Raw genomic sequence first — 22,759 nt, forward strand, 5'->3', positions numbered from 1 at the left:
GATGGTTACCGCGACGGCGATGGCTGAAAAGAAGACCTTGGGGCATCGGTCATAGCTGGTCGCCATTCGCGGCCACACGGTCGACGTCCAGTCGGTGATAACCAAAGCCCAGCGACCCCGCCGAAAACTTTTGCACAAGAAGAACTGTCTATAAATGACATCTCCTCAGCGAGCCTGACAAAGCTTCACGCAAAAATAATTGACACGAAGAGCATTCTGCAACAAAAATTGCAGACCAGATTGGCGAACAACAACGGCCAACAGGGGAGGAGGAATATCTGTGAGTTTACTTGAACTCAGGGGAATCACGAAAAGCTTCGGTGCCATCCACGCGCTTCAGGGGGTGGATCTGAGCATCGCGGCGGGCGAGGCGGTCGGTCTGATGGGTGACAACGGGGCCGGAAAGTCCACGTTGATGAAAGTCATCGCGGGAAACTTCCCACCCACACAGGGAGAAATCCTGATCAACGGAACGCCGGTCCAGTTTCAGCAGCCGATTGATGCCAGGGAGAACGGAATCGAGATTGTCTACCAGGACCTTGCGTTATGCGACAACCTGACGGCAGCGGCGAATGTTTTCCTGGGACGGGAAATCCGCAAGAAATTTGGTCCGATCAGCTATCTTGATCACAAGGCGATGTACAAGGGTGCCGGGGAATTGTTCGGAGAGTTGAAATCCGAAACCCGCCCCCGTGATCTTGTCAAACAGATGTCGGGCGGTCAGCGTCAGGCGGTTGCCATCGCGCGGACGCGGTTGTCGGACCCCAAGCTCGTGCTGATGGACGAACCGACCGCAGCGATCTCGGTCCGCCAGGTGGCCGAGGTTCTCGCGCTGATCAAAGCGGCTGAAAGACACCGGGCATGCGGTGATCCTCGTATCCCACAGGATGCCCGACGTTTTCGATGTCTGCGACCGTGTTGCCGTGCTCAGGCGGGGCAAGAAGGTGGCCGACAAACGTATCAGTGAAACCAGCCCGGAGGAAGTCACGGGCCTGATCATCGGGGCGATCGAACACGCATGACCGAGACACCGCAAGACGCACATAGCGAAACCGCACAGACGCCACCGAAATCCCATGCCGAGATCGACGACGAGATCACGTCCCGGCAGGAACATTCGGGTTTTCTGAGCATCGTCCGAACGCAACCCTTCTGGGTCTTCATCGCCATCCTTGCCATCGGAGTGGTGATGTCGTTCGTGTCCGACGTCTTCCTGTCGGAACGCAACCTGTTCAATTCCACCCGCAACTTCGCATTCTTCGGGTATCATGGCGCTTGGAATGTCGGCGGTGATCTGTACGGCAGGGATCGACCTGTCCGTGGGCTCGCTGATGGGCTTGACCGGCATCATGGCCGGGCTGGTGATGCAGGCGGGCGGGAACATCCTGTTCGGGTTCCTGGCCTGCATGGGCACCGCGGCCCTCGTCGGATTCATAAATGGCGTATTGATTGCCTATGTCCGATTAGCCCCGTTCGTGGTCACGCTCGGCATGTTGGCGATGGCCCGGTCAATGGCGATGGTCGTTTCCAACAACAAGATGATATATGAATTCGGCCCCAACCAGGATCTGTTCGAATGGATTGGCGGGGAAAGCGTCCTTGGCGTGCCTAACCCCGTATGGGTGCTGATCGTCCTGACGGCTGTCTTCTGGTGGGTCTGGCGGTATTCCAGATGGGGGCGTTGGGTGATTGCCATCGGGGGCAATGCGCATGCGGCCAAGCTGTCGGGCATACCGGTCGAACGGGTGGTTGTGTCAGTCTACATGATCAGCTCGCTCTGTGCGGGATTGGCCGCGTTTCTCATGGTCGGCTGGTTCGGGTCCGTCACCAACGCATTGGGCCTGACCTACGAGTTGAACGTCATCGCGGCGTCGGTGATTGGCGGCGCCAATCTGATGGGCGGCGTGGTCTATGCGCTCGGCGCGCCGATCGGGGCCGCGCTGATGGAACTCATTCGAAACTCACTGTTGCTGGCGGGTATTGACGCCCTTTGGCAGCAGTTCTTTGTTGGTCTGTTTCTCATACTCGCTGTGCTGTTGGAACAGATCCGCAACCGCGGGAACAAATAACCCGCACCAACCGGGTGCGCAGGCCAAGTGCCGCGGACCCAAATCATCAAACTGGGAGGTAAATGATGAAAAAGCTAATGACCTTGACAACGCTGGCCGCGCTCGCGATGCCCGCCATGGCATCGGCGCAGGACGGCTACACCTTCGCATTGGTGCCGAAGGCGATGAACAACCCTTTCTTCGACCTGGCGCGCGATGGGTGCTATGCGGCGCAGGAAGAACTCGATGACGTCACCTGCGAATATATCGGACCGGGCGAACACACCGAGATGGAGCAGATCCAGATCGTGCAGGACCTGATTTCACGCGGGGTGGACGGGATCGCGGTCTCGCCGTCCAACGCACCGGCGATGGCCAAGGCACTGCAACAGGCGGTCGAGGCGGGTATCCCGGTGATGACATGGGACGCCGACCTGTTGGCCGAAGATGCCGATATTCGCGCGACCTTCGTGGGAACCAAGAATTACGATATCGGCGTGAACCTCGCCAATATCACGCAGGAACGCCATCCGGACGGGGGCACGATCTGCCTCCAAACGGGCGGCGCGGCTGCGGCAAACCACAACGAGCGTCTCAAGGGCATCCGCGACACGCTGGCCGGCGAAGACATGGGCGAAGCCCCCGGCACGCCCCTTGATGGGCAAGGCGGCTGGACGGAAATTTCCGGTTGTCCCCTGATCACGGATGACGATGGGAACAAGGCTGTTCAGGGGATGACGGACATTCTCGCCGCGAACCCCGATTTGACGGCCTTCGTGTCGACAGGTGCGTTCACGCAATGGTTCGACAACGCGTATCGCCAGGCGGCCGAACCCTATAAGGCGGAGATGGACTCAGGCGAAATGTCGATCATCGTGGCAGATACGCTACCGATGCAGATGGAACAGCTCGCGGATGGTTTGTCCAATGGACAGGTCGGTCAGCGCCCCTATGAAATGGGGTACCGGTCCATGTTCATCCTGAAGGATCTGGTCGAAGGCAATGAGGTCGAAGACCCGATCTACACCGGGCTGGACGTGTGCACGAACGACAACGCCGAAAGCTGCCTCGGCGGAGACAGCTAAGGTCGTTACAATCCTCGCGGTCCTCTTCGGAGGGCCGCGTCTTGCAGGAGAGATGAATGCAGAAGGTACGCTACGCCGTGGTCGGCGCAGGTTGGATTTCGCAGATCGCGTTCATGCCGGCGGTCGCGCAAACCGGCAATTCGGAGATCACGGTGATCGTCAGCGGCAATGCGGACGCGGCGCGCAAGCTCGCCGACTTCCATGACGTGCCGCATGTGGTGCCCTATGAAGACTACGACAAGATTCTGGCCGATGATCTTGTCGACGCAGTCTATATCGCGCTGCCCAACTCGATGCATGCGGATTACGCCATCCGAGCGGCGCGCGCGGGCAAACACCTTCTGGTGGAGAAACCGCTCGCCATCTCTGTCGAGGAATGCGAGGCCATGATCGCCGCTGCCGAAGAGGCGGGGGTTCACCTTATGACAGCCTATCGGCTTCATCACGAACCCGGAACGGTTGAGCTTCTGGAACAGATCCGGAAAGGGGCAATCGGCGATCCGCGCATATTTTCGTCCGTCTTCTCGCTGCAATCGGTTCTGGGGAACCACCGGCTTCAGTCGAAGCACTGGGGCGGCCCATTGCAGGACATCGGTGTCTACTGCCTGAACGCCGCGCGCCAGGTCTTTGGCGACGAGCCGGTTGAAGTCGTCGCTATGGAGGGCGGCGCAGAGGGGGATCCCAGGTTCACGGAGGTCGCCGAGGCAGTGGCCGTCACGCTGAGATTCCCCGAGGGCCGTTTCGCGCAGTTCGTCGCAAGCTTCGGTGCGGACGCCAATGACAGCTTTCAGGTTGTGGGTACCCAGGGGACATTGACGATGGATCCGGCATTCAAGTTCGATGACGCGTTGAAGATGCGGCTTCGCCAGAACGAAAAGACAGTCGATGAAATCTCAGCGGAACAGGTCGATCATTTTGGCGCCATGACCGCCTATTTCTCGGACTGTATCATGAACGGATCGCCGCCGGAAAATGACGGATATGAAGGGCTGGCCGACGTGAAGGCCATGATCGCGATCGAGAAGGCTGCAGCAACCGGTCGTGCCCAGAAAATAGACATTGCGCCGCGCACCGCACGCCCCGGACCTGACACCGTTCGACACATCCCATGCACGCAAAGACGCCTGGTGTTGTGAGCAGAACTTGCCACCCGGTTCCGGGCAGGGCATTGAGCGTCGAAACCGGCAAGGAGAGGACCGCGTGACGCAAGGTGGACAACCGAAGGACTATGAAGAACTCATTCGGGTCATCCATGAGCGCTACGATTCCATGAGCAAGACCTACCGGGCGATTGCCGAGTATCTGACGCAGAACCCCAACGATGTCGCCGTCATGTCCGTCAACAGCATCGCCGAACATTGCGGCATTCACGCGTCCAGCTTCGTTCGCTTCGCCCAGTCGCTTGGCTATTCCGGGTTCAAGACGCTCCAAACCGTTTTTCAGCGTCGTTTGTCGACCGCCGCCCCCGGGTTCGAGGCGCGTATAGAAGCTTTGGAAAATGAGCTGGTCGCGGGCGATCTGGACGGCGACGGGCATTTCCTGCGTGATCTGGTCGTGCGTGACATCACCGCGCTCAGATCGCTTCTGTCCGAGGTTTCGCAGGTGGATATGGACCGTGCCGTGGATCTGCTGGAGGATGCGGAAACGATCTACCTGATCGGCCAGCTTCGCTCTGCGCCCATCGTGTCGCTTCTGCGCTATGTGCTGACGATGCTGCGCAAGCGGACCGTTCTACTGGACGAAAGCGGGGGCCTCGCAACACATCATGCGAAGCTTGCAAGCAAGAAAGACCTGGTCTTCGCAGTCTCGTTCCGGTTCTACGCGCAGGAAGTCGTCAACATCGTAGAAGAAGCCGGGCAACGCGGCGTCCCGATCCTGGCGATTTCCGATTCAACCCTGTCACCGCTGGCCAAGAACGCGGATGTGCTGTTCGCCGTGCCCGAGCGTGAATATACGTTCTCGCGGTCGCTGGCCGCGCCGATGTGCCTGGTCCAGTCCCTGACCACGGCGCTGGCCGCGCGCCAGCAAAAGAAAGACAAGCCGCGCATCCCGACGGTTACATCGCCGCAGGGAACATCCCTTTAGGCAGTTGGTATCCAGAGGTCCTATCGCGAGGGCAGGTCGAACATCGCCACTGCGCCGGTATTGGCAACAGACACCAGTTGTTCCGCGATCGTCGTCGCGACGAACCCGTCCCAGGCGGTGGCGCCTCCGATCATCTTGCCACCCGTCAGAATAGCGTCGATCCACGCCTGGTTCTGAAGGCGATAGGCATCGGAAAATCGCGGAATCCAGTTTTCCGGGAAAGCCGATTGTTCCGATCCGTGCGTACGGGTGCGTATGATTGCGGGAAGAGCCATTTCGACCGTGCCCTGCGTGCCGACGATTTCGCAATGGACGTGGTATCCGTAGCCGGCGTTCATGTTCACTTCTGTCGAAGAAACAGCGCCGCCGGTGGTCTGCATGGTCACGAGGATCGGATCGCCTGCGGGGATGCCGTCGCCCGCCGGGGTCATCAGGACTGAACCTTGCGTATACTCGGCATCGAGCAGCCAGCGGATCACGTCGATTTCGTGCACATAGGAATTGGTTATGGCCATGCTCGGCGTGAACCAGTCCGGCGCGTAAAGATTACGGTGCTTGTTGTGGACCACGCGCGGCGTCCCGATTGCGCCTGACATCAGCGTGTCCTTCAGTTCACGGTACATCGGGTCGAAGCGGCGCATGAAACCGACATGCACCAGATCGCGCCCGGACCGAGCTTCGGCTTCAACGATTTCGAGACATGCGGCGGAATCGGTGGCAAGGGGCTTTTCGCACAGGACGGGCTTTCCGGCGCTGATGCAGGCGAGGACCAGATCATGATGCGTTGAGTCGGGACTTGCGATCACGAGCGCGTCGATATCGGGTGCCGAAATCAATTCGGCGGGGTCGGTAAACACGGGTGCAGCGCCTGCGACGGCGACCGCACGGCTGGCATCCGGATCTGCCACGGCTGCCAGATTGGCACCGCGTATGCTTCCACCAAACAGCCGCGCATGGTCACCGCCCATAACACCCGCTCCGATGACGCCGACACGAACGCTGTTCTTGCGTGTGTTCATTGCTGTGCTCCTTGCTTGGGGGCGTCCGGCCTGTCACTCGATGGGGCCGCCGCCGTGTTCAACCATCGACCGGCCCGGGCAGATTGTTGAATTCGCTCTACCAGCGTTTGAATGCGTAGGCCCGCCTCAAACCCGAAGGGCTCGGACGTTTCACCGGCGATTGCCCGCAGAAACTCCAGGATTTCGATCGCCTTCAGATCATTGAAGCCGAGCTGATGACCGGGCGCGACGCAGAACTCGCCATAGGGCGGATGATCCGGCCCTGCTTCGATCCGGGTGAAGCCACGAAGACCCGGCGCAGCGCGCGTGTCGTAGTGGTGCAATTCGTTGAATCGTTCCTGGCTGAAATGCAGGCTTCCCTCGGTCCCATGGATCTCGAAATCGTGCTGCATCTTGCGCCCGGTCGCGCACCAGTTGGCCTCGATACTGCCCGAGGCGCCGGAAGCGAAACGCAGGAATGCGCGACCAATGTCATCGACGTCGACCTTCCGGATGTTGCCGCCGGCGTCACGTCTCGATGGGATGACGGTTACAAGATCGCCCATCACCCGTGTGACAGGCCCCAGAAGAAATTCCGCCGTGGCAAGCGCGTGGCTGCCCAAATCCGCCAGGGCCCCGCCGCCCACCGGATCGTGACGAAAGGTGAAAGGCGCGTCGGCATCCGACATGTAGTCTTCGGCGTGGATTCCGCGATAGCCGATAATGTCGCCCAATGTACCGCGCTCGATCATTCTGCGGGCGTGCTGCAGCATCGGATTGCACAGGTAGTTGAAGCCAACCTGCGTCTTGACCTTCGCCGCTTCTGCCGCAGTGGCCATTTCAGCGGCATCCGCGGCCAGCGGGGCCAGCGGTTTTTCGCAATAGACATGCTTGCCCGCCGCGATTGCGGCCAACGCCATTTCCTTGTGCAGCGCGTTCGGCGCCGTGATGTCGATCAGATCGATCTCGGGGTCGTCAATTATCCCGCGCCAATTATCGGTCGCATGCGTGAAGCCCAGCCGCCGGGCCGCGTCATTGGCGGCCTCTTGGGTGACATCGGCCACCGTGTGAAAAACCGGCGCGAAGGGCAGATCGAATACGCGCATCGCCGTCGCGAACCCGAACACATGTGTCTTTCCCATGAAGCCGGTGCCGATCAGGCCGATACGAAGCTCAGGTTTCGATGTGGCCATTCAGGGCTTCCTTGTTGACGACCAAGGCGGGATCGATCCGTCCCGCAAAAAAATCGAGGATATTCGTCGCCGCGCCGACCGCCATGCGCTCGGAAGCTTCTGCGGTGACTCCGGCGATGTGCGGCGACAGGACAACCTGATCGAGGCGCGTCAACGGGTGGTCGATCGGCAGGGGTTCCTGTGCGAAGACATCGAGACCTGCCGCGCCAAGCTGCCCGCTGTGCAACGCATCGACCAAGGCCGCCTCGTCGACGACGCCACCGCGCGATGTATTGATCAGGATGCTGCCGGGCTTCATCGCCGACAGTTCCCGGGCCCCGATGATAGGCTTGCCCGCGGACGGTACGCTCAGCGACACGATATCTGCCCAGCCGAGACCCTCTACCAGGTTGCCCGCCGGGGTGATCTCTCCGTCAGGCCAACCGGATGCTTCCAGCACCGGATCGAAGGCTCGGATGGTCATGCCGAAAGCGGCGCACAAGCGCGCGGTATGACGTCCGATCCGTCCATATCCGATCAGCAGCAGGTTCTGGCCGCGCAGGTCGCGTGCCTCGATCCTGTCCCGCCAGCCCCATCCGCCGTGTCGAACTGCGTGATCGGCGCGCACCGCACGCTTGGCAGCAGCAAGCATCAGCATCACGGCATGTTCGGCAACGGAGGTCGAGTTGACATCGCCGCAAACCGCCAGGGCGATACCATGCTTGGTCAAGGCATCGACGTCCACGGCATCATATCCGACCCCATGACGTGACACGATCCGAAGCTTTTCGGCCTGTGCCACCGTCGCCGCGCCAAGCGGCTGCGTGCGTATCAACAGCGCATCGGCGTGCGAGATCAGCGAAGCGTAACTGTCTTCGGTCGTGCCATCGACGAATTCCGCGGTCACGTCGGGTGCATCCGCCAATAGCGCCCGCCCCGATGGATGAATGCTGCCGACAACCAGAACATGCGGCATCAGCGGGCTCCTGCACTTGTGCTGTCGTCGAGCAGTTGGCGAAAGCGCGCGACGGATGCCGATGCGGCAGAGGCCAGAAGGCGGGTGTCGCCGGAAACGGTCACCAGGTCGAAACCCCAGTCAACGGCGCGCGCGGCGTAGTCGGGTGTTCCGCAATGCAGACAGGCGCGTATCCCGCTGACCCGACAGGCGGCGACGATCCGTTTCAGCATGTCGATCATCTCGGGTTCTTCCCGGTCGAAGGCTGGCGCCAACCGTCCCTGCTGCGTACCCAGTGTCAGATCCGCAGGCCCGACATAGATCCCGTCCAGGCCGGGCGTCGATGCGATCTCGTCCAGATTGTCCATGGCCTGCGCGGTTTCGATCATCGCAAGCGCAAGGATTTCACTGTTCATCGCGGTTCCGTAGCCAGGTGTCGCCAGCGAGGCGCGCGTCGGGCCGAAACTTCGCACACCATCGGGGGGATAGCGGGTGAAGCTGACGAACTCTTCTGCTTCCGCGCGGCAATTGACCATAGGGCAGATGATCCCCATTGCGCCCGCATCCAGTGCTTTCATGACGATGCCGGGTTCGCGCCAGGGCACGCGCGCCATCGGGACGACGCCCGAGGCGTGCATTGCCTGAAACATCGGCAGCACGCTGCTGTAATCCAGCGCGCCGTGCTGGATGTCGATAGATACGCTGTCATAGCCCTGTGCGGCCATGATTTCGGCCGTAAAGCTGTTGCCGATGGACAACCAACCATTCAGCACCGGTTTGCCTTCGTCCCAGAGTCGCCTGATCTTGTTCACGGTCATCTGTGCCTCACCAGACGATCTGGGCGAGCTTGGTGTCGAGATAGTCCTCGATCCCTTCGCTGCCACCTTCGCGTCCCATGCCGGAATATTTCGTGCCACCGAACGGGGCCTCGGAGGCGGCAATGGCGGGGCTGTTGATCCCGACCATGCCTGCCTTCAGCTCGGCGACGGCCCGCCGGGCGCGGTCCGGGCTGCGCGTGAAGGTATAGGCAGCCAGCCCCATATCGGAGGCGTTCGCCCTATCAAGCACTTCGTCTTCCGACCCGAAGCGGCTGATGGCGGCGATCGGCCCGAAGTTTTCTTCGGCAAAGGCGCGCATGTCGTCGGTGACATCCGACAGGACCGTGGGATTGTGGAAGTGGCCCGCATTGAATTGCGCCGGGCGGGTTCCGCCTGTTGCAACCGTCGCGCCCGCCTGTGTCGCGTCGGCGATGATGGCCTCGATCTCTTCGAGTCGACTGCGCTTGATCAAGGGACCCATCTGGGTCGCCGGGTCGATGCCGTCGCCGAGCTTGAGCGCAGCCGCCCGTTCGGCGAAACCGTCCACGAACCGATCGTGAACGCTTTCATGCACGAAGAACCGGTCGGGGCTGACGCAAACCTGCCCGCAATTGGCGAACTTCGTTGGCACAAGGATATCGAGCGCGCTTTCCAGATCGGCGTCATCGTGAATGATGCAGGGCGAATTGCCGCCCAGTTCCATGGACACCTTCTTAACCGTATCGGCCGCATCGCGGATCATCTGCTGCCCGACACGCGTCGATCCCGTCAGCGAGACCTTTCGCACGGCCTTGGATGCCATGATCGGCCCATAGGTGTTGGCCGTGCTGCCGACCACCAAGCCTACCGTACCATCGGGAAGCCCGCCTGCGCGCAAGCAATCGACGATTACCATCGCGGTTCCGGGGGTTTGGCTGGACGGACGTATCAGGACGGCACACCCCGCGGCGAGCGCGGGTGCCACCTTGCGGGCTACGAGCGCGGCGGGGAAATTCCATGCCGTGAACGCAGCGGCAATACCGACGGGGCCGCGATACACCTCGAAGCGGCCATTGGGGACACGGCTTTCGATGATCCGGCCATAGATGCGTCGCGCTTCTTCGGCATACCAGCGGAACTGGTCGATCGCGAGCCCCCATTCGCGTTCCGACTGGGCCAGGGGTTTTCCCGTTTCCATGGTGATCATCCGCACCGCCTTTTCGCGGTTCGCGCGCATCTCGTCGGCGATGCGGTGCAAGGCGTCAGCACGGTCGAACGCGCCTGTCGCAGACCATTGGGGCAAGGCCGTTTCGGCGGCGGCAATCGCGTGTTCGGTATCCGCCGGGTTCGCGGCCGGAGCGGCACCTAGCGGCTTTTCGTTGACCGGGCTGAGGACGTCGAATGTCGCGCCGTCGGTCGCCGGGCGCCAGGTGCCATTTATGAACAGTCCGTAGTCGCTATACATGGCTCAGTCGATCTCCTTCATTTTGACCGGGCGATGCCCGGTCGCTGATTTGAGTGCTGCTTCCGCCAGTCGCTGCGCCTGGCGTCCGTCTTCGAAACTGACCGGTGGCGGCGCGCCATGTTCCACGACATCGGCAAAGGCGTCTATTTCGGCGTTGAAGGCGTCGTTGTATCGTTCGATAAAAAAATCCAGGCAGGGCGCGGCCTTACCAGAAAATCCGCCACCCGACAGGACCATCGCATGCGGTTTGCGGTTTTCCGAGCTGGCCATGCCATTTGATCCAAACGCCTCGACGCGCTGGTCATAGCCATAGACCGAACGGCGGGAATTTCCGATGACGCATTGCTTGCCCGATGCCGTCGTCATGATGATGCTGACAGTATCGAAATCGTCCAGCCGGTCCATGAGATCGGGCGCAACCAGCCGACTGCCGGACGCGAAAACCGTGTCGATTTCTTCGTTCAGAATGAAACGCGCCATGTCGAAATCGTGGATCGTCATGTCGCGGAAGATGCCGCCGGACACCTTCAGATAGGCCTCCGGCGCGAGGTCCGGGTCGCGTGACGTGATGACCACCTGGTGCAGCTCCCCGACATCGCCGTTGGCTATCGCGGATCGTACAGCGCCGTGGCTTGGATCGAAGCGTCGCACGAAGCCCAGCATCACCGGGACTTCACCTTTCGACAGCAAGTGGGCACAGGCGTTCACCCGATCAAGGTCCAGATCAATGGGCTTTTCGCACAGCATGGGCTTGCCCGCAGCGACACCGGCCTCGATCATGGTCACATGCGTGTCGGTCGAGGTCGAGATGACCACACCGTCTATATCGGGATTGCTGAAAATCTCATCGGCGGTGTCCGTGATGCGCGCGCCGGTTTCAGCGGCGATCGCCTCGGCAGCAGGGCGGTGAACGTCGAACACGGCCCCAAGCGTAGTGCGCGAATGCCGGGCGATATTGCGCGCGTGCATCTGCCCGATCCGGCCGCAGCCGAGAACAGCGAGTCTGGTCATGGATCCTCCCAAATCAGTTGTTGCAATAATCATTGCATGAAAGACAATATGTCAATAATCATTTCGTGAGCGATTGAATCGCATGGGAGGAGGACCAAAAAATGCGGCAGGAAACGATCCGGCTGACAATGGCGCAGGCGCTGGTAAAGTACCTGTGCAACCAGTTCACCGAAATCGACGGGGAACGCGTTCCGCTGTTTGCCGGTGTCTTCGGCATATTCGGGCATGGCAACGTCACCTGCCTGTCCGAAGCGCTGGAGGCCGTGCAGGATGATCTGCCGACATGGCGCGGGCAGAATGAACAGTCCATGGCACTTGCGGCCATCGGCTATGCCAAGGCCAAGCGTCGGCGGCAGATCATGGTGGCGACGTCGTCGATCGGTCCGGGTGCAGCGAACATGGTCACGGCAGCCGGCGCCGCGATGGCCAATCGCCTGCCGATCCTGATCCTGGCGGGTGACACGTTTGCCAACCGGATTCCGGACCCAGTTCTGCAGCAGGTCGAACATTATGGCGATCCGACCATCACCGTGAATGATGCGTTCAAATCAGTCACCCGATACTGGGATCGCATCGTCTTGCCGGAGCAGATTATCGCTTCGCTGCCGCAGGCGGTCGCCACGATGCTCAATCCGGCGGACTGCGGTCCGGCGTTTCTGGGGCTGGCGCAAGACACGCAGGAAAAGGCCTATGACTATCCGACGGCATTCTTCGAGCCCAAACTGTGGACGATACCGCGCCCGCGTCCCGACAGGCGGTCGGTGGAATCGGCGGCGCAGGTTCTGAGATCGGCAAAGACACCTCTGATCATTTCCGGCGGTGGAGTCCGGTATTCGCAGGCCGAGACGCAATTGGCCGAATTCGCTGCCCGGCGCGGTATTCCCGTGGTGGAAACCATCGCGGGCAAGGGTGCGATGACGCATGATGACCCTGTCCATGCGGGGCCGATCGGGACCGTCGGCTCGACTTCTGCGAATGCGCTGGCGGCCGAGGCGGATGTGGTTCTGGCAATTGGAACGCGGCTTCAGGATTTCACGACAGGATCGTGGACGGCCTTCGCATCTGATGCGCAATTCATTTCAGTGAATGCCGCGCGGTTCGACGCAACCAAACACCGTGCGCTGTCGGTCGTAGGCGACGCGGCCGAATGCCTGGCAGATCTCGACGCGGCTTTGGGGGATTGGTCGATACAGGGTCGGCTCGACCACGCCAAGGCGTTGTTCGCGGAGTGGAATGACGTGCTGGATTCGCATCAGGCGCCGACCAACGCGCCGGTCCCGACCTATGCGCAGGTCGTTGGCGTGCTGAACCGCTGTGCCGCGCCGAACGATACGCTGATCGCGGCAGCAGGCGGCACCCCCGGCGAGGTGGTGAAGGGCTGGCGCGTCAAGGAACGGAACACCTTCGACTGCGAGTTCGGGTTTTCATGCATGGGGTATGAAATTTCGGCGGGCTGGGGCACGGCGATGGCGCAGGGCACGCCCGGTGCGCTGGATGGCACGCCTATCGTCATGATCGGCGACGGGACCTACATGATGATGAATTCGGACATCTATTCGGCCGTTCTGACCGGCCACAAGATGGTTGTCGTTGTGTGCGACAATGGCGGGTTCGCGGTGATCAACCGGTTACAGCAATTCAAGGGCGTGCCCGGCTTCAACAACTTGCTGACCGATTGCCGCGTGAAAAACCGCGAGCACCCGGTTCATGTCGATTTTGCCAAGCATGCCGAGGCGATGGGCGCTCAGGCGCGCCACTGCGAAAGTCTGGCGGATCTCGAAGACGGGATGAAATGGGCGCTCGGCAATGACGGTGTCACGGTGCTGAGTATCGTATCTGACGCTTATGCATGGGTGCCGGGTGATGCCTATTGGGATGTCGGCGTGCCGGAGGTCAGCGAACATGAAAGTGTTCGCGCGGCCCAGAAAGAACAGATCGATATCCGAAAGAAGCAACGTGTCGGAGTGTGACATGAAGGCACGACTGGGCATCGCGCCAATTGCGTGGTGGAATGATGACCTTGCCGAACTGTCTGATGATGTCAGCCTTGAAGAGTGCCTTGCACAGGGGGCAAAGGCGGGCTTCACCGGCATGGAGACCGGGCGACGTTTCCCGATGAGCATGGCGGAACTTGGTCCCGTCCTTGATCGCTTCGGAATAGCCGTCTGTGGTGGTTGGTTCTCGGGATTGCTGCTGGATGGCGATCTGGAGACCGAAAAGGCGCGCGTGGCAAAGCAGCTCGACTTCTTCAGGGCCGCGGGCGCACCATGCATCGTTTACGGCGAAACCGCCCGGTCGATCCAAGGAAACCCCTCTGCCCCGCTGAGCGGCAAGCCCGTTCTGTCCGAAGCCGATATCGCGGCATATGGTCGGAAGATATCGGATTTCGCGGACTGGTGTACGGGTCAGGGCATGCCGATTGCCTATCATCATCACATGGGCGCCGTCATCGAAACGGAAGCCGAGCTTGACCTGTTGATGCAGCATTCCTCGGTCCCGCTGCTTTACGATGCCGGACATATGGCCATGGCGGGGGGCGATGTGATGCGTGTCATCGAGAACCACCACGCCCGGATCATTCATGTCCACACCAAGGACGTACGGCAGGACGTGATCGACGAGCTGGATCGCGACAGCGACAGTTTTCTAGATGCCGTCGTCAAAGGTGTGTTCACGGTGCCGGGCGACGGATCGCTGGATTTCGAGGCTATCGTCAAGGCGCTTGCGGGAAAAGGCTATGAAGGCTGGTTCGTGGTCGAAGCGGAACAGGCCCCCAAATCCAGCCCTCCCTTCGAAATGGCCAAGGTAGGCCACGCAGAGCTTGAGCGGGTGATGGCGTCAGCAGGCTACGAGGTGGTAGAATGAACAGGATAGACGACAAGATCGCGGTGATCACGGGCGGAACTCAGGGGCTTGGCGCGGCGGTTGCCGAACTGTTCGCAACGGCCGGAGCTGCAGGGCTGGTGATTGTTGGGCGTGGACGCGACAAGGGTGAAGCCGTAGCCAAGCGTATCACCGACGCCACTGGTGTGCCGGTTCGGATGGTCGTTGCTGATCTCGAACAAATGAACGATGTTCGGCGTATCATGGTGGAGGCCGACAAGATGTTTGGCCGCATCGATATTCTCGTGAATGCGGCGGGTCTGACGGATCGTGGCAATCTGCTGAACACGACGCCCGACTTGTTCGACCGCATTTTCGCCGTGAACACGCGGGCACCCTTCTTCCTGATGCAGGATGCGGTGAAGATCATGGATCGCGAAGGGATCGCGGGAAGCATTGTCAATATCGGTTCGGCATCGGAACACGCGGGTCAACCCTTTATCGCGCCCTATTGTGCGTCCAAGGGCGCCCTGGCGACATTGACCCGCAATTCCGGGTTCGCGCTGATGCGCAACCGGGTCCGGGTCAATCAACTGGATATCGGTTGGATGAACTCGGATCACGAACGCGCACTGCAGGAAATGGAATCCGGGGACGCGACCTACATCGACCGGGCCGCGAGGGACTTGCCGTTCGGGCGTCTTCTGGAGCCATCCGAGGTTGCACGCGCCGTTCTTTGGCTGGCGTCGGACGACAGCGGAATGATGACAGGATCGGTCATCCAGTTCGATCAATCGGTGTGGGGTGCCTATGACGGTCAGGCTCCATCCCCAGCGGAAAAGCTCACCTCGCAAGGCTAGCCAATGCGTGCTTCATGTTGTCGGAGCGAGGGCACTGTCTAGGCCAAGCTTTTCGCAGGGGGAGGCATGTCGCAAGCAAGTATCGAAGCACCGGACGGCAATTTTGTCAGAAACAGGGAACAACCATACGATGAAACAGGTCAAGAAGCAGACTGCGGTCGTCACGGGGGGCGCACAGGGCATCGGTCGCGCCGTGGTCGAACGCTTGGCCGCGATGGATATCCGTATGGCTATCTGGGATATTGATATTGATTTGGCCCGCGCAACAGCCGCGGCCACAGGAGCTGACGCGGTCGCCTGCGAGGTAGATATCGCTGATTGGGACAGTGTCGAAGCCGCAGCGGAAGCAACGCTCGAGCAATTTGAAACCATAGAGATACTGGTAAATTCCGCAGGGGTTGCCGGTTCCAACAATCCGCTCGCAGACTATCCGATAGATGAGTTCCGGAAAATCACTGAAGTTAACCTTCTCGGTACCTTTCATGTCAACCGCGCTGTTGTACCGACAATGATGAAGCAAAACTACGGCAGGATCGTGAATATTGCATCCGTTGCGGGTAAGGAAGGCAATCCCAATGCCTCGGCATATTCCGCTTCCAAAGCAGGTGTCATCGCTCTAACGAAGTCTTTGGGAAAGGAACTGGCCGACCAGAATATTGCGGTTAATTGCGTAACGCCGGCTGCTGCCAGAACACGAATTTTCAGCCAGATGAAGCAGGAGCACATCGACTATATGCTCTCGAAGATTCCGCGTGGTCGATTCCTGGAGGTGAGCGAGGCTGCGGCCATGATCGCTTGGCTCTGCTCGGAAGAGAACAGTTTCACCACTGGGGCAAGTTTTGACCTGTCTGGTGGACGGGCGACATATTAAAGGGCCTTGGCGCATGTCAGGGCACGGGTACGCCTGAGCGGAACCCGTGCCCTGTAATGAAATCAGTCCTTTTCCACCAAGCGGTAAAAGACGAAGTCAGACGTCGCACCATTCACGTAGCCCGTCACATCTTCGCCCATGGCAACCTGATAAGATGCCTGGAACATGATGACGATAGGCGATTTTTCCTGCACGCGTTCTTGCAGTTCGACATACATCTCTTCGCGCTTCGCCGGATCGGATTCCGTCAGTGCCGCCGTCGTCATGTCGTTCATGTCGTCCGGAACAGCCCAAGCATTGCGCCACGTCGTGGTTGCCGCATACGCGTCATCCGAGTTGTTCGAATTATAGGCGAAAGCCTTGGCGTTGGAATGCGGATCCATGAAGTCCGGGCCCCAATACAGCAACATCGCCTCGTGGCTGCGTTCGCGATACTTGGTGATGACCTGCGATCCGGTGCCGGGAAGTATCTCGAAATTGATACCTGCATCGGCAAAGCTGGCTTGCAGCGATTGTGCCATGTCGGTGAAGGGGGCTGAATTGATCACGTCGAGCGTCACGCTGATAGGCGTTTCGACACCTGCATCTGCAAGGATCTGCTTGGCCTTTTCGGGATCATAGGTGAATGGCGTTTCGTCATAGGAACCGGGGAAGCCCTTCGGCCAGAACGCCTGGTGGACTTCCATCTGCCCCTTGATGATCGAATTGGTCATGCCCTCGTAATCCACCAGGTAGCGCGCGGCATCCCAAACGGCTTCCGGTGTCAGGCTTTCCGTCTTCTGGTTGAAGGACAGGAAATGAACCGCGGATTGAGGATAGACTTCGACCTTGATGTCGTCAGATGTGATCGAGTCGATCTGATCCGGTGTCAGGTTCTTTGCCATGTCGATATCGCCGGATTCCAGCAGCAATTGCTGGGTTGCGGCTTCGGCAACGTGACGGATTATGACGCTGTCGATCTTCGGGCCGTCCTTGAAATAATCGTCATTGGCGGTCAGCCGCACCAGCTCTGCCGGACGGTAGCTTTGCAGTGCGAAAGGACCGGAACCGGCCGCGTTGGCGTTGAGCCACGCGTTGCCCATATCGCCATCCTGTTCGTGTTCAAGCACTGTGGCCTTGTCCACAACGGAGGCCGGACGCGCAGCCAGAACGTTCAAAACGAATGCCGGAGAAAAATCGCCATCGTACTTGACGGTCACGGTATTTCCGTCGGCGGTGACCATCTCTTCGACGTTTTCAGGTGTCCAGCCAAGCTGTGTCAGGATGAACGCCGGGGTCAGGTTCAGCTTGATGACGCGCGCGAAGGACCAGACCACGTCCTCGCCACGCACAGGGTTGCCAGAGGTGAATACAGCATCATCGCGAAGCGTGAAGGTGATGGTCTTGTTTTCCGGATCGACCGCCCAGTCGGTCGCGAGCCCTGCGGCCAATGTCGTCGGATCTTCCGCATCATATTGGACCAGGCGGTCATACAGATTGGTGACCAATTCTCCGGATGTGAACTCATAGGCCTGCGCGGGGTCAATCGCGACGATGTCGTCAATGTTCTGTGCGACGACCAGGACGTCGTCGGGGGTTTCGGCATGTGCGGCCAATGGCAAAGCCATCACCGTCGCCAAAAGAGAAGCTTTCAAGTGGTTCATACAACTCTCCTTGTTGGGTGTTCAGTTATTGTCATTCGCTGGCACCAATCTGCTGACTGGCGTGGCGCCGCTTTCGCTCAGGACCTCCAGCGTCCCGGTCCACAGGATCCGCGCCGGTCGATCCGTCTGGTTTGCCCATGAATGCGGGGCGCTGCCGCTGTAGTGCAGACTGTCCCCCTCACGCATCACGAAGCTTTGGCCGTTGAGCGCCTGAACGATTTCGCCTTCCAGCACAAAGACAATCTCTTCGCCTTCATGTTGCACGGTTTCCGATTCATAGCCCGGCGGGACGTGCAACAAGTAAGATGACAACTCGGAGCCCGGGAACTGCGCGCCAAGCGCTTCGTAGCGGACCTGAGACCCGTCGAGCGCAAACTGTGGGCGAGCACCGGCGCGGGTAAGCGCGTCAGCCGGTTTCGGCGTTGCGACAAAGTAGTCCAGCCCGACGCCCAGTCCCTGCGCGATCTGTGCCAGTGTTCCGAGCGAAGGCGTCGCGTTGTTCCGCTCGACCTGGCTGAGGTAACCGACCGACAACCCCGCACTGTCGCACAGGGTCTGCAGGGTGAGTCCCAACTGCTTTCGACGTTTTCGGATCAACGGCCCTATGTTGGGTTCTTGGATCGACCTTGGACTGGTCACGTGCGATTTGGCTCCGTGCATCAAAATTTTTTTGATTGAAACAAACTTTTGTGTTTTACCCAAGCAAAATCTTTATCCGCGGAAAGAGAACGGTCCCCGGCTCGTGACATTCAGCTCGTTTAAATCCCACCCGTCCGTGAAGTTTCTCGGAAGCCTTCTCGGGTTCGCCGTGGTGGTTGGCCTGACCTTCCTGGGGCTGCTTGCCATCACGTTCTTCATCGGGCGTGTCGTGCCCATCGATCCCGTTCTTGCCGTGGTTGGTGATCGCGCGACGCAGGAGCTATACGACGCAACGCGCGAGGCGATGGGGCTGAACCGGCCCCTCGTCATCCAGTTCTTTGACTATGTGGGCGATGTTCTGCGCGGCGATCTCGGTCAATCCATCTCGACGAACCGTCCGGTTGTCGACGATCTTACGCGCGTGTTCCCCGCCACGCTGGAAATGGCGACGATCGGGATCATCATCGGCGTCCTGCTGGGTGTTCCGATGGGTGTTTACGCCGCAGCGCATAAGGGCAGCTGGATCGATCAGGTGATCCGCGTCTTCGCACTGCTGGGATATTCTGTCCCCGCCTTCTGGCTAGGTCTTGTCGGTCTCGCCGTATTCTATGCCGGTTTGGGTTGGGTATCAGGCCCTGGACGCGTCGACATCTTCTACGAAGGGCTGGTCGAGCCACGCACGGGCCTGCTTCTGGTCGACAGCATCATCGCGGGTGACTGGGACGTCTTCTGGAACGCGGCCAGTCATCTCCTGCTGCCCGCCACGATTCTCGGCTTTTTCAGCCTGGCCTATATCGCGCGGATGACCCGTTCATTCATGCTAGATCAACTTGGGCAGGAATATATCACGACGGCCCGCGTCAAGGGCATCCCTGAATGGCGCGTGATCTGGATACATGCCTTCCGGCCCATACTCGTCCCGCTGATCACGGTGATTGGCCTTTCCTATGCGGGTCTTCTGGAAGGGTCGGTCATGATCGAAACGGTCTTCTCGTGGCCCGGGATCGGCAATTACCTGACTGTCGCCTTGTTGAACGCGGACATGAACGCCGTTCTGGGCGCAACGCTGGTAATCGGTTCGGTCTTTATCTTCATCAACAAGATCTCCGACGTGTTGTACCGCGTCCTGGACCCAAGGAGTCGCTCATGAGCACGACGCGTGACTGGCTTCTTGACGACTCTCCAAAATCGCGGCTACAGGCCAACGCCGGTCGCAGCTATCGGATGGCGTTGGCATTGGTGCGCAACCCGTTGGCGGTCGTGGGGGCGCTTATCATCTTGCTGCTGATCCTGACTGCTGCCTTCGCGCCATGGATCGCTCCTGAAAGTCCGGTGGGACAGAACCTGTCCCAGCGATTGCTGCCGCCTTCGGCGGATCACTGGATGGGTACGGATGAGCTGGGGCGCGATATCTTCTCGCGTGTTGTTTATGGTGCGCGTATCACCTTGCTGATCGTCGCGTTGGTCGCTGTCATATCGGCACCGCTGGGGTTGGTGATCGGTGCGATCTCGGGCTATTTCGGTGGCTGGGTCGACAAGGTGCTGATGGGCCTGACAGACATGTTCCTATCCATGCCAAAGCTGATCCTTGCGCTGGCCTTCGTCGCCGCGCTGGGGCCGGGTATCGAGAACGCGATCATCGCGATCGCCATCACCGCCTGGCCTGCCTATGCCCGCATCGCCCGCGCCGAGACGATCACCTTCCGCAACTCGGAATTCATAGCTGCCGTTCGTCTGGTCGGTGCGTCGCATACCCGCATCATCACCCGGCATGTTCTGCCGCTTTGCACATCGTCCATGATCGTCCGCGTGACGCTTGATATGGCCGGGATCATCCTGACCGCTGCTGGCCTTGGCTTTCTCGGGCTTGGCGCGCAGCCGCCGCTGCCGGAATGGGGCGCAATGATCTCGCGGGGGCGCACCTTCATTCTTGATCAGTGGTGGGTTGCGACGATGCCCGGTTTCGCCATCATCACGGTTTCGCTGGGCTTCTGTTTCCTCGGCGACGGCCTGCGCGATGTGCTCGATCCCAAGCAAGGGGGTGAGAAATGACGCGGCCGCTTCTGGATATTCGCAACCTTCGTGTCAGCTTCCCTACACCCAACGGCCGCGTAGAGGTTGTCAAGGGCATCGACCTGACACTTGGACGGGAACGGCTTGGGATCGTGGGCGAAAGCGGATCAGGCAAGTCCATGACCGGTCGCGCGATCCTGCGGCTGATCCGCAAACCGGGCCGCATGACCGCGGACAGGATGGCATTCGATGGAATCGATCTGCTGCCCCTGCCCGATCGCAGGATGCGCGACATTCGGGGTGCGCGGATTTCAATGATCATGCAGGATCCGAAGTTTTCGCTTAATCCCGTGATCACAATTGGCGCGCAGATTGCCGAAGCCTTGAGAGCCCATGAACGCCTGCCGCGCAGGCAGGAACAGGCGCGCGTGATCGAGATGCTGGACGCGGTACGGATCAACGACCCGGAACGCGTGGCGCGCATGTATCCGCATCAGGTGTCCGGCGGCATGGGACAGCGCGTGATGATCGCGATGATGCTGATCCCACGCCCTGATCTACTGATTGCGGACGAGCCCACCAGCGCACTCGACGTCTCTGTGCAGGCCCAAGTGCTGGATTTGATCGACGAGTTGGTGCGCGAAGACGGCATGGGGTTGATCCTGATCAGCCACGACCTGAACCTCGTCGTCCGCTATTGCGACAGGATCATGGTGATGAATGCGGGCCAGGTCGTGGAGGAATGCGCCGCAAGCGAACTTCACAACGCCACCCATCCCTATACGCGTGGACTTCTGGCGTCTGTACCAAGAATGGACGAGGACCGAGACGAGTTGCCGGTTCTGGATCGAACCGCATGGAGCGGCACATGAGCGCGATTTCTCTGAGCGATCTCGACGTTGCCTATTCCGGGCACAGGGTGGTTGAGGATATCACTTTCGACGTGGCGCAAGGAGAAAGCTTTGCCCTTGTCGGTGAAAGCGGGTCCGGCAAATCCACGGTCCTCAAGGCCATCGTGGGCCTCGCTCCCGAATGGAGCGGGCGAATGTCCGTGCTCGGTCAAGCGCGCGGGCACAAGCCCGATCTCGCCTTCTCGCGAATTTGCCAGATGGTATTTCAAGACCCGTATGCCTCGCTGCATCCTCGCAAGACCGTGGACGCGACTCTATCCGAGCCCCTTCAGGTGCATGGTATCAAGGGGCGTGATGCGCTGGTTGAGGAAAAGCTGGCCGCCGTCGGCTTGGATCGGCGCTTTCGGTTTCGGTTTCCACATCAACTGTCAGGTGGTCAACGTCAGCGTGTTGCAATTGCACGCGCGCTGATGCTGGAGCCGCAGGTGATGCTGCTGGACGAACCGACAAGCGCGCTCGACGTGTCGGTGCAGGCCGAAATTCTCAACCTCCTGAAACGTCTGCGCCAAGAACACAGGCTGACCTATCTGATGGTGACCCACAACCTGCCGGTGGTCAGTTTCCTGTGCGACCGCATGGCGGTTATGAACAAGGGGCGGATCGTCGAAATCGCGGATGCCACATCACTGCATACGGGTGACTTCAGCCATCCCTATACCCGTGAACTCTATGCCGCGAGTGGCGGCGCAACCGAACGGAAACCAGCATGAGCGATCTAGCCACTTTTACCGAACAATTGTCCCGCGCCCGCACCCAGGAAGCTGCGTATGATGCGTTGTGCGCGCTGACCAAATCTCTGGTTGGCGCAAAATTGTTTACGGTTATGACCGCAGACATGAGCGCCATGCTCGCCAGCCGTACCTATTCTGACGATCCGGTCAATTACCCGACATCGGGCACCAAAGCGATCGAGATGAATGCGTGGTTTGACATCGTTCATGGCAAGGGGGAAACCTTCGTGGCCAACACGCTTGCCGATATCGACAAGGTGTTCCCCGACGCTGAACTGATCGGCAAGCTGGGATGCGGATCGGTGATCAATCTACCCGTGCATATTCGTGGCGAAATGGTGGCGACGGTGAATATCCTGCATGAGGAACAATTCTACACACCCCAGCGCGTCCGGATCGCCGAGGATCAGCTGCGCCTTCCCGCCATCGCCACCGTGGCGGTCGCCATTGCGTTGGGCTGAATACGCTCACGGTCGCGTTTGAACCGTTGGGCGAGACCACTCGCGATCAAGTATGGCTGGCAAAGAACAAGCCCTGTTCCGAGAGGCCCGTTGCATTAACCCGGTGCGGAATTGTCACCTTAACTGACAGTGATCACGACCGGGACTTTGCGCCGCGCGTTCAAAGGGCACTTGTCGCCGCTTTCCAAGCG

21 protein-coding genes and 1 pseudogene are annotated in these 22,759 nt (G+C 59.9%); 14 read left to right on the forward strand and 8 right to left on the reverse strand.

The features are described 5' to 3' along the window. The first annotated feature begins 280 nt into the window (after positions 1-280). From FPZ52_RS13065 to FPZ52_RS13085, 5 genes and pseudogenes are all read left to right on the forward strand, one after another. Positions 281-1,022, forward strand: a pseudogene (locus FPZ52_RS13065) (ATP-binding cassette domain-containing protein). Positions 1,023-1,280: 258 nt separating this feature from the next. After that, positions 1,281-2,069: an ABC transporter permease gene (locus FPZ52_RS13070; RefSeq protein ID WP_338052820.1), complete on the forward strand. Its 789-nt coding sequence runs from the start codon at positions 1,281-1,283 to the stop codon at positions 2,067-2,069. A 65-nt stretch (positions 2,070-2,134) separates the two neighbouring features. Then, positions 2,135-3,133 carry a sugar-binding protein gene (locus FPZ52_RS13075; RefSeq protein ID WP_146366138.1) on the forward strand — a complete coding sequence of 333 codons (999 nt, stop codon included), beginning with the start codon at positions 2,135-2,137 and terminating at the stop codon, positions 3,131-3,133. 56 nt (positions 3,134-3,189) lie between these two features. Next, positions 3,190-4,269: a Gfo/Idh/MocA family protein gene (locus FPZ52_RS13080; RefSeq protein WP_146366030.1), complete on the forward strand. Its 1,080-nt coding sequence runs from the start codon at positions 3,190-3,192 to the stop codon at positions 4,267-4,269. A gap of 64 nt (positions 4,270-4,333) precedes the next feature. Then, a complete protein-coding gene (locus tag FPZ52_RS13085) occupies positions 4,334-5,218 on the forward strand; it encodes a MurR/RpiR family transcriptional regulator (RefSeq protein ID WP_146366031.1) in 885 nt (294 codons plus the stop codon). Between the two features lie 20 nt (positions 5,219-5,238). Here FPZ52_RS13085 and FPZ52_RS13090 read toward each other — a convergent pair whose 3' ends face one another. The 6 genes from FPZ52_RS13090 to iolG are packed head-to-tail and all read right to left on the reverse strand — an operon-like array spanning position 5,239 to position 11,616. Further along, the gene (locus tag FPZ52_RS13090) at positions 5,239-6,237 is read right to left on the reverse strand and encodes a Gfo/Idh/MocA family protein (protein WP_146366032.1); all 999 of its coding nucleotides are present in this window, start codon (positions 6,235-6,237) and stop codon (positions 5,239-5,241) included. Further along, on the reverse strand, positions 6,234-7,409 hold the full coding sequence (locus FPZ52_RS13095; RefSeq protein WP_146366033.1) for a Gfo/Idh/MocA family protein: 1,176 nt from the start codon (positions 7,407-7,409) through the stop codon (positions 6,234-6,236). Before FPZ52_RS13095 ends, FPZ52_RS13090 begins: the two co-directional genes overlap by 4 nt. Beyond that, the gene (locus FPZ52_RS13100) at positions 7,390-8,364 is read right to left on the reverse strand and encodes a hydroxyacid dehydrogenase (protein ID WP_146366034.1); all 975 of its coding nucleotides are present in this window, start codon (positions 8,362-8,364) and stop codon (positions 7,390-7,392) included. The genes FPZ52_RS13095 and FPZ52_RS13100 overlap by 20 nt, the downstream gene beginning before the upstream one ends. Continuing rightward, complete coding sequence (locus FPZ52_RS13105; RefSeq protein WP_146366035.1) at positions 8,364-9,161, reverse strand: HpcH/HpaI aldolase family protein; 798 nt, start codon at positions 9,159-9,161, stop codon at positions 8,364-8,366. Before FPZ52_RS13105 ends, FPZ52_RS13100 begins: the two co-directional genes overlap by 1 nt. 7 nt (positions 9,162-9,168) lie before the next feature. Beyond that, complete coding sequence (locus FPZ52_RS13110; RefSeq protein WP_146366036.1) at positions 9,169-10,605, reverse strand: NAD-dependent succinate-semialdehyde dehydrogenase; 1,437 nt, start codon at positions 10,603-10,605, stop codon at positions 9,169-9,171. Positions 10,606-10,608: 3 nt separating this feature from the next. Continuing rightward, entirely contained in the window at positions 10,609-11,616 is a 1,008-nt protein-coding gene (iolG, locus tag FPZ52_RS13115; protein ID WP_146366037.1) for an inositol 2-dehydrogenase, read from the reverse strand. A gap of 101 nt (positions 11,617-11,717) precedes the next feature. On the opposite strand from iolG, the gene iolD reads away from it, so the two are divergent. The 4 genes from iolD to FPZ52_RS13135 all read left to right on the forward strand — a co-directional run bounded on the left by iolD (position 11,718) and on the right by FPZ52_RS13135 (position 16,170). Continuing rightward, complete coding sequence (gene iolD / locus FPZ52_RS13120) at positions 11,718-13,586, forward strand: 3D-(3,5/4)-trihydroxycyclohexane-1,2-dione acylhydrolase (decyclizing) (RefSeq protein WP_146366038.1); 1,869 nt, start codon at positions 11,718-11,720, stop codon at positions 13,584-13,586. Position 13,587: 1 nt separating this feature from the next. After that, positions 13,588-14,481 (forward strand): myo-inosose-2 dehydratase, encoded by an 894-nt coding sequence (iolE, locus tag FPZ52_RS13125; RefSeq protein WP_146366039.1) that lies wholly within the window; start codon positions 13,588-13,590, stop codon positions 14,479-14,481. Further along, positions 14,478-15,299, forward strand: coding sequence for an SDR family oxidoreductase (locus tag FPZ52_RS13130; RefSeq protein WP_146366040.1), 822 nt, complete (start codon positions 14,478-14,480; stop codon positions 15,297-15,299). Before iolE ends, FPZ52_RS13130 begins: the two co-directional genes overlap by 4 nt. A gap of 130 nt (positions 15,300-15,429) precedes the next feature. Continuing rightward, complete coding sequence (locus FPZ52_RS13135; protein ID WP_146366041.1) at positions 15,430-16,170, forward strand: SDR family NAD(P)-dependent oxidoreductase; 741 nt, start codon at positions 15,430-15,432, stop codon at positions 16,168-16,170. A 62-nt stretch (positions 16,171-16,232) separates the two neighbouring features. Here the strand turns inward: FPZ52_RS13135 and FPZ52_RS13140 are convergent, their stop codons facing one another. Continuing rightward, positions 16,233-17,813, reverse strand: a complete 1,581-nt coding sequence (locus tag FPZ52_RS13140; RefSeq protein ID WP_146366042.1) for an ABC transporter substrate-binding protein — start codon at positions 17,811-17,813, stop codon at positions 16,233-16,235. Between the two features lie 21 nt (positions 17,814-17,834). Further along, on the reverse strand, positions 17,835-18,473 hold the full coding sequence (locus tag FPZ52_RS13145) for a helix-turn-helix domain-containing protein (protein WP_146366043.1): 639 nt from the start codon (positions 18,471-18,473) through the stop codon (positions 17,835-17,837). 82 nt (positions 18,474-18,555) lie between these two features. On the opposite strand from FPZ52_RS13145, the gene FPZ52_RS13150 reads away from it, so the two are divergent. Genes FPZ52_RS13150 through FPZ52_RS13170 form a run of 5 tightly spaced genes read left to right on the forward strand, consistent with a single transcriptional unit; the run spans position 18,556 to position 22,568 of the window. Next, complete coding sequence (locus FPZ52_RS13150) at positions 18,556-19,602, forward strand: ABC transporter permease (protein WP_205758630.1); 1,047 nt, start codon at positions 18,556-18,558, stop codon at positions 19,600-19,602. Beyond that, positions 19,599-20,504, forward strand: coding sequence for an ABC transporter permease (locus FPZ52_RS13155; protein WP_146366045.1), 906 nt, complete (start codon positions 19,599-19,601; stop codon positions 20,502-20,504). The genes FPZ52_RS13150 and FPZ52_RS13155 overlap by 4 nt, the downstream gene beginning before the upstream one ends. Further along, on the forward strand, positions 20,501-21,337 hold the full coding sequence (locus tag FPZ52_RS13160; protein ID WP_146366046.1) for an ABC transporter ATP-binding protein: 837 nt from the start codon (positions 20,501-20,503) through the stop codon (positions 21,335-21,337). The genes FPZ52_RS13155 and FPZ52_RS13160 overlap by 4 nt, the downstream gene beginning before the upstream one ends. Continuing rightward, positions 21,334-22,086, forward strand: coding sequence for an ABC transporter ATP-binding protein (locus tag FPZ52_RS13165; protein ID WP_146366047.1), 753 nt, complete (start codon positions 21,334-21,336; stop codon positions 22,084-22,086). The genes FPZ52_RS13160 and FPZ52_RS13165 overlap by 4 nt, the downstream gene beginning before the upstream one ends. Further along, positions 22,083-22,568 (forward strand): GAF domain-containing protein, encoded by a 486-nt coding sequence (locus FPZ52_RS13170; protein WP_146366048.1) that lies wholly within the window; start codon positions 22,083-22,085, stop codon positions 22,566-22,568. Before FPZ52_RS13165 ends, FPZ52_RS13170 begins: the two co-directional genes overlap by 4 nt. The last annotated feature ends 191 nt before the right edge of the window (positions 22,569-22,759 follow it).

It is taken from the genome of Qingshengfaniella alkalisoli, from assembly GCF_007855645.1.
Taxonomy (GTDB): domain Bacteria; phylum Pseudomonadota; class Alphaproteobacteria; order Rhodobacterales; family Rhodobacteraceae; genus Qingshengfaniella; species Qingshengfaniella alkalisoli.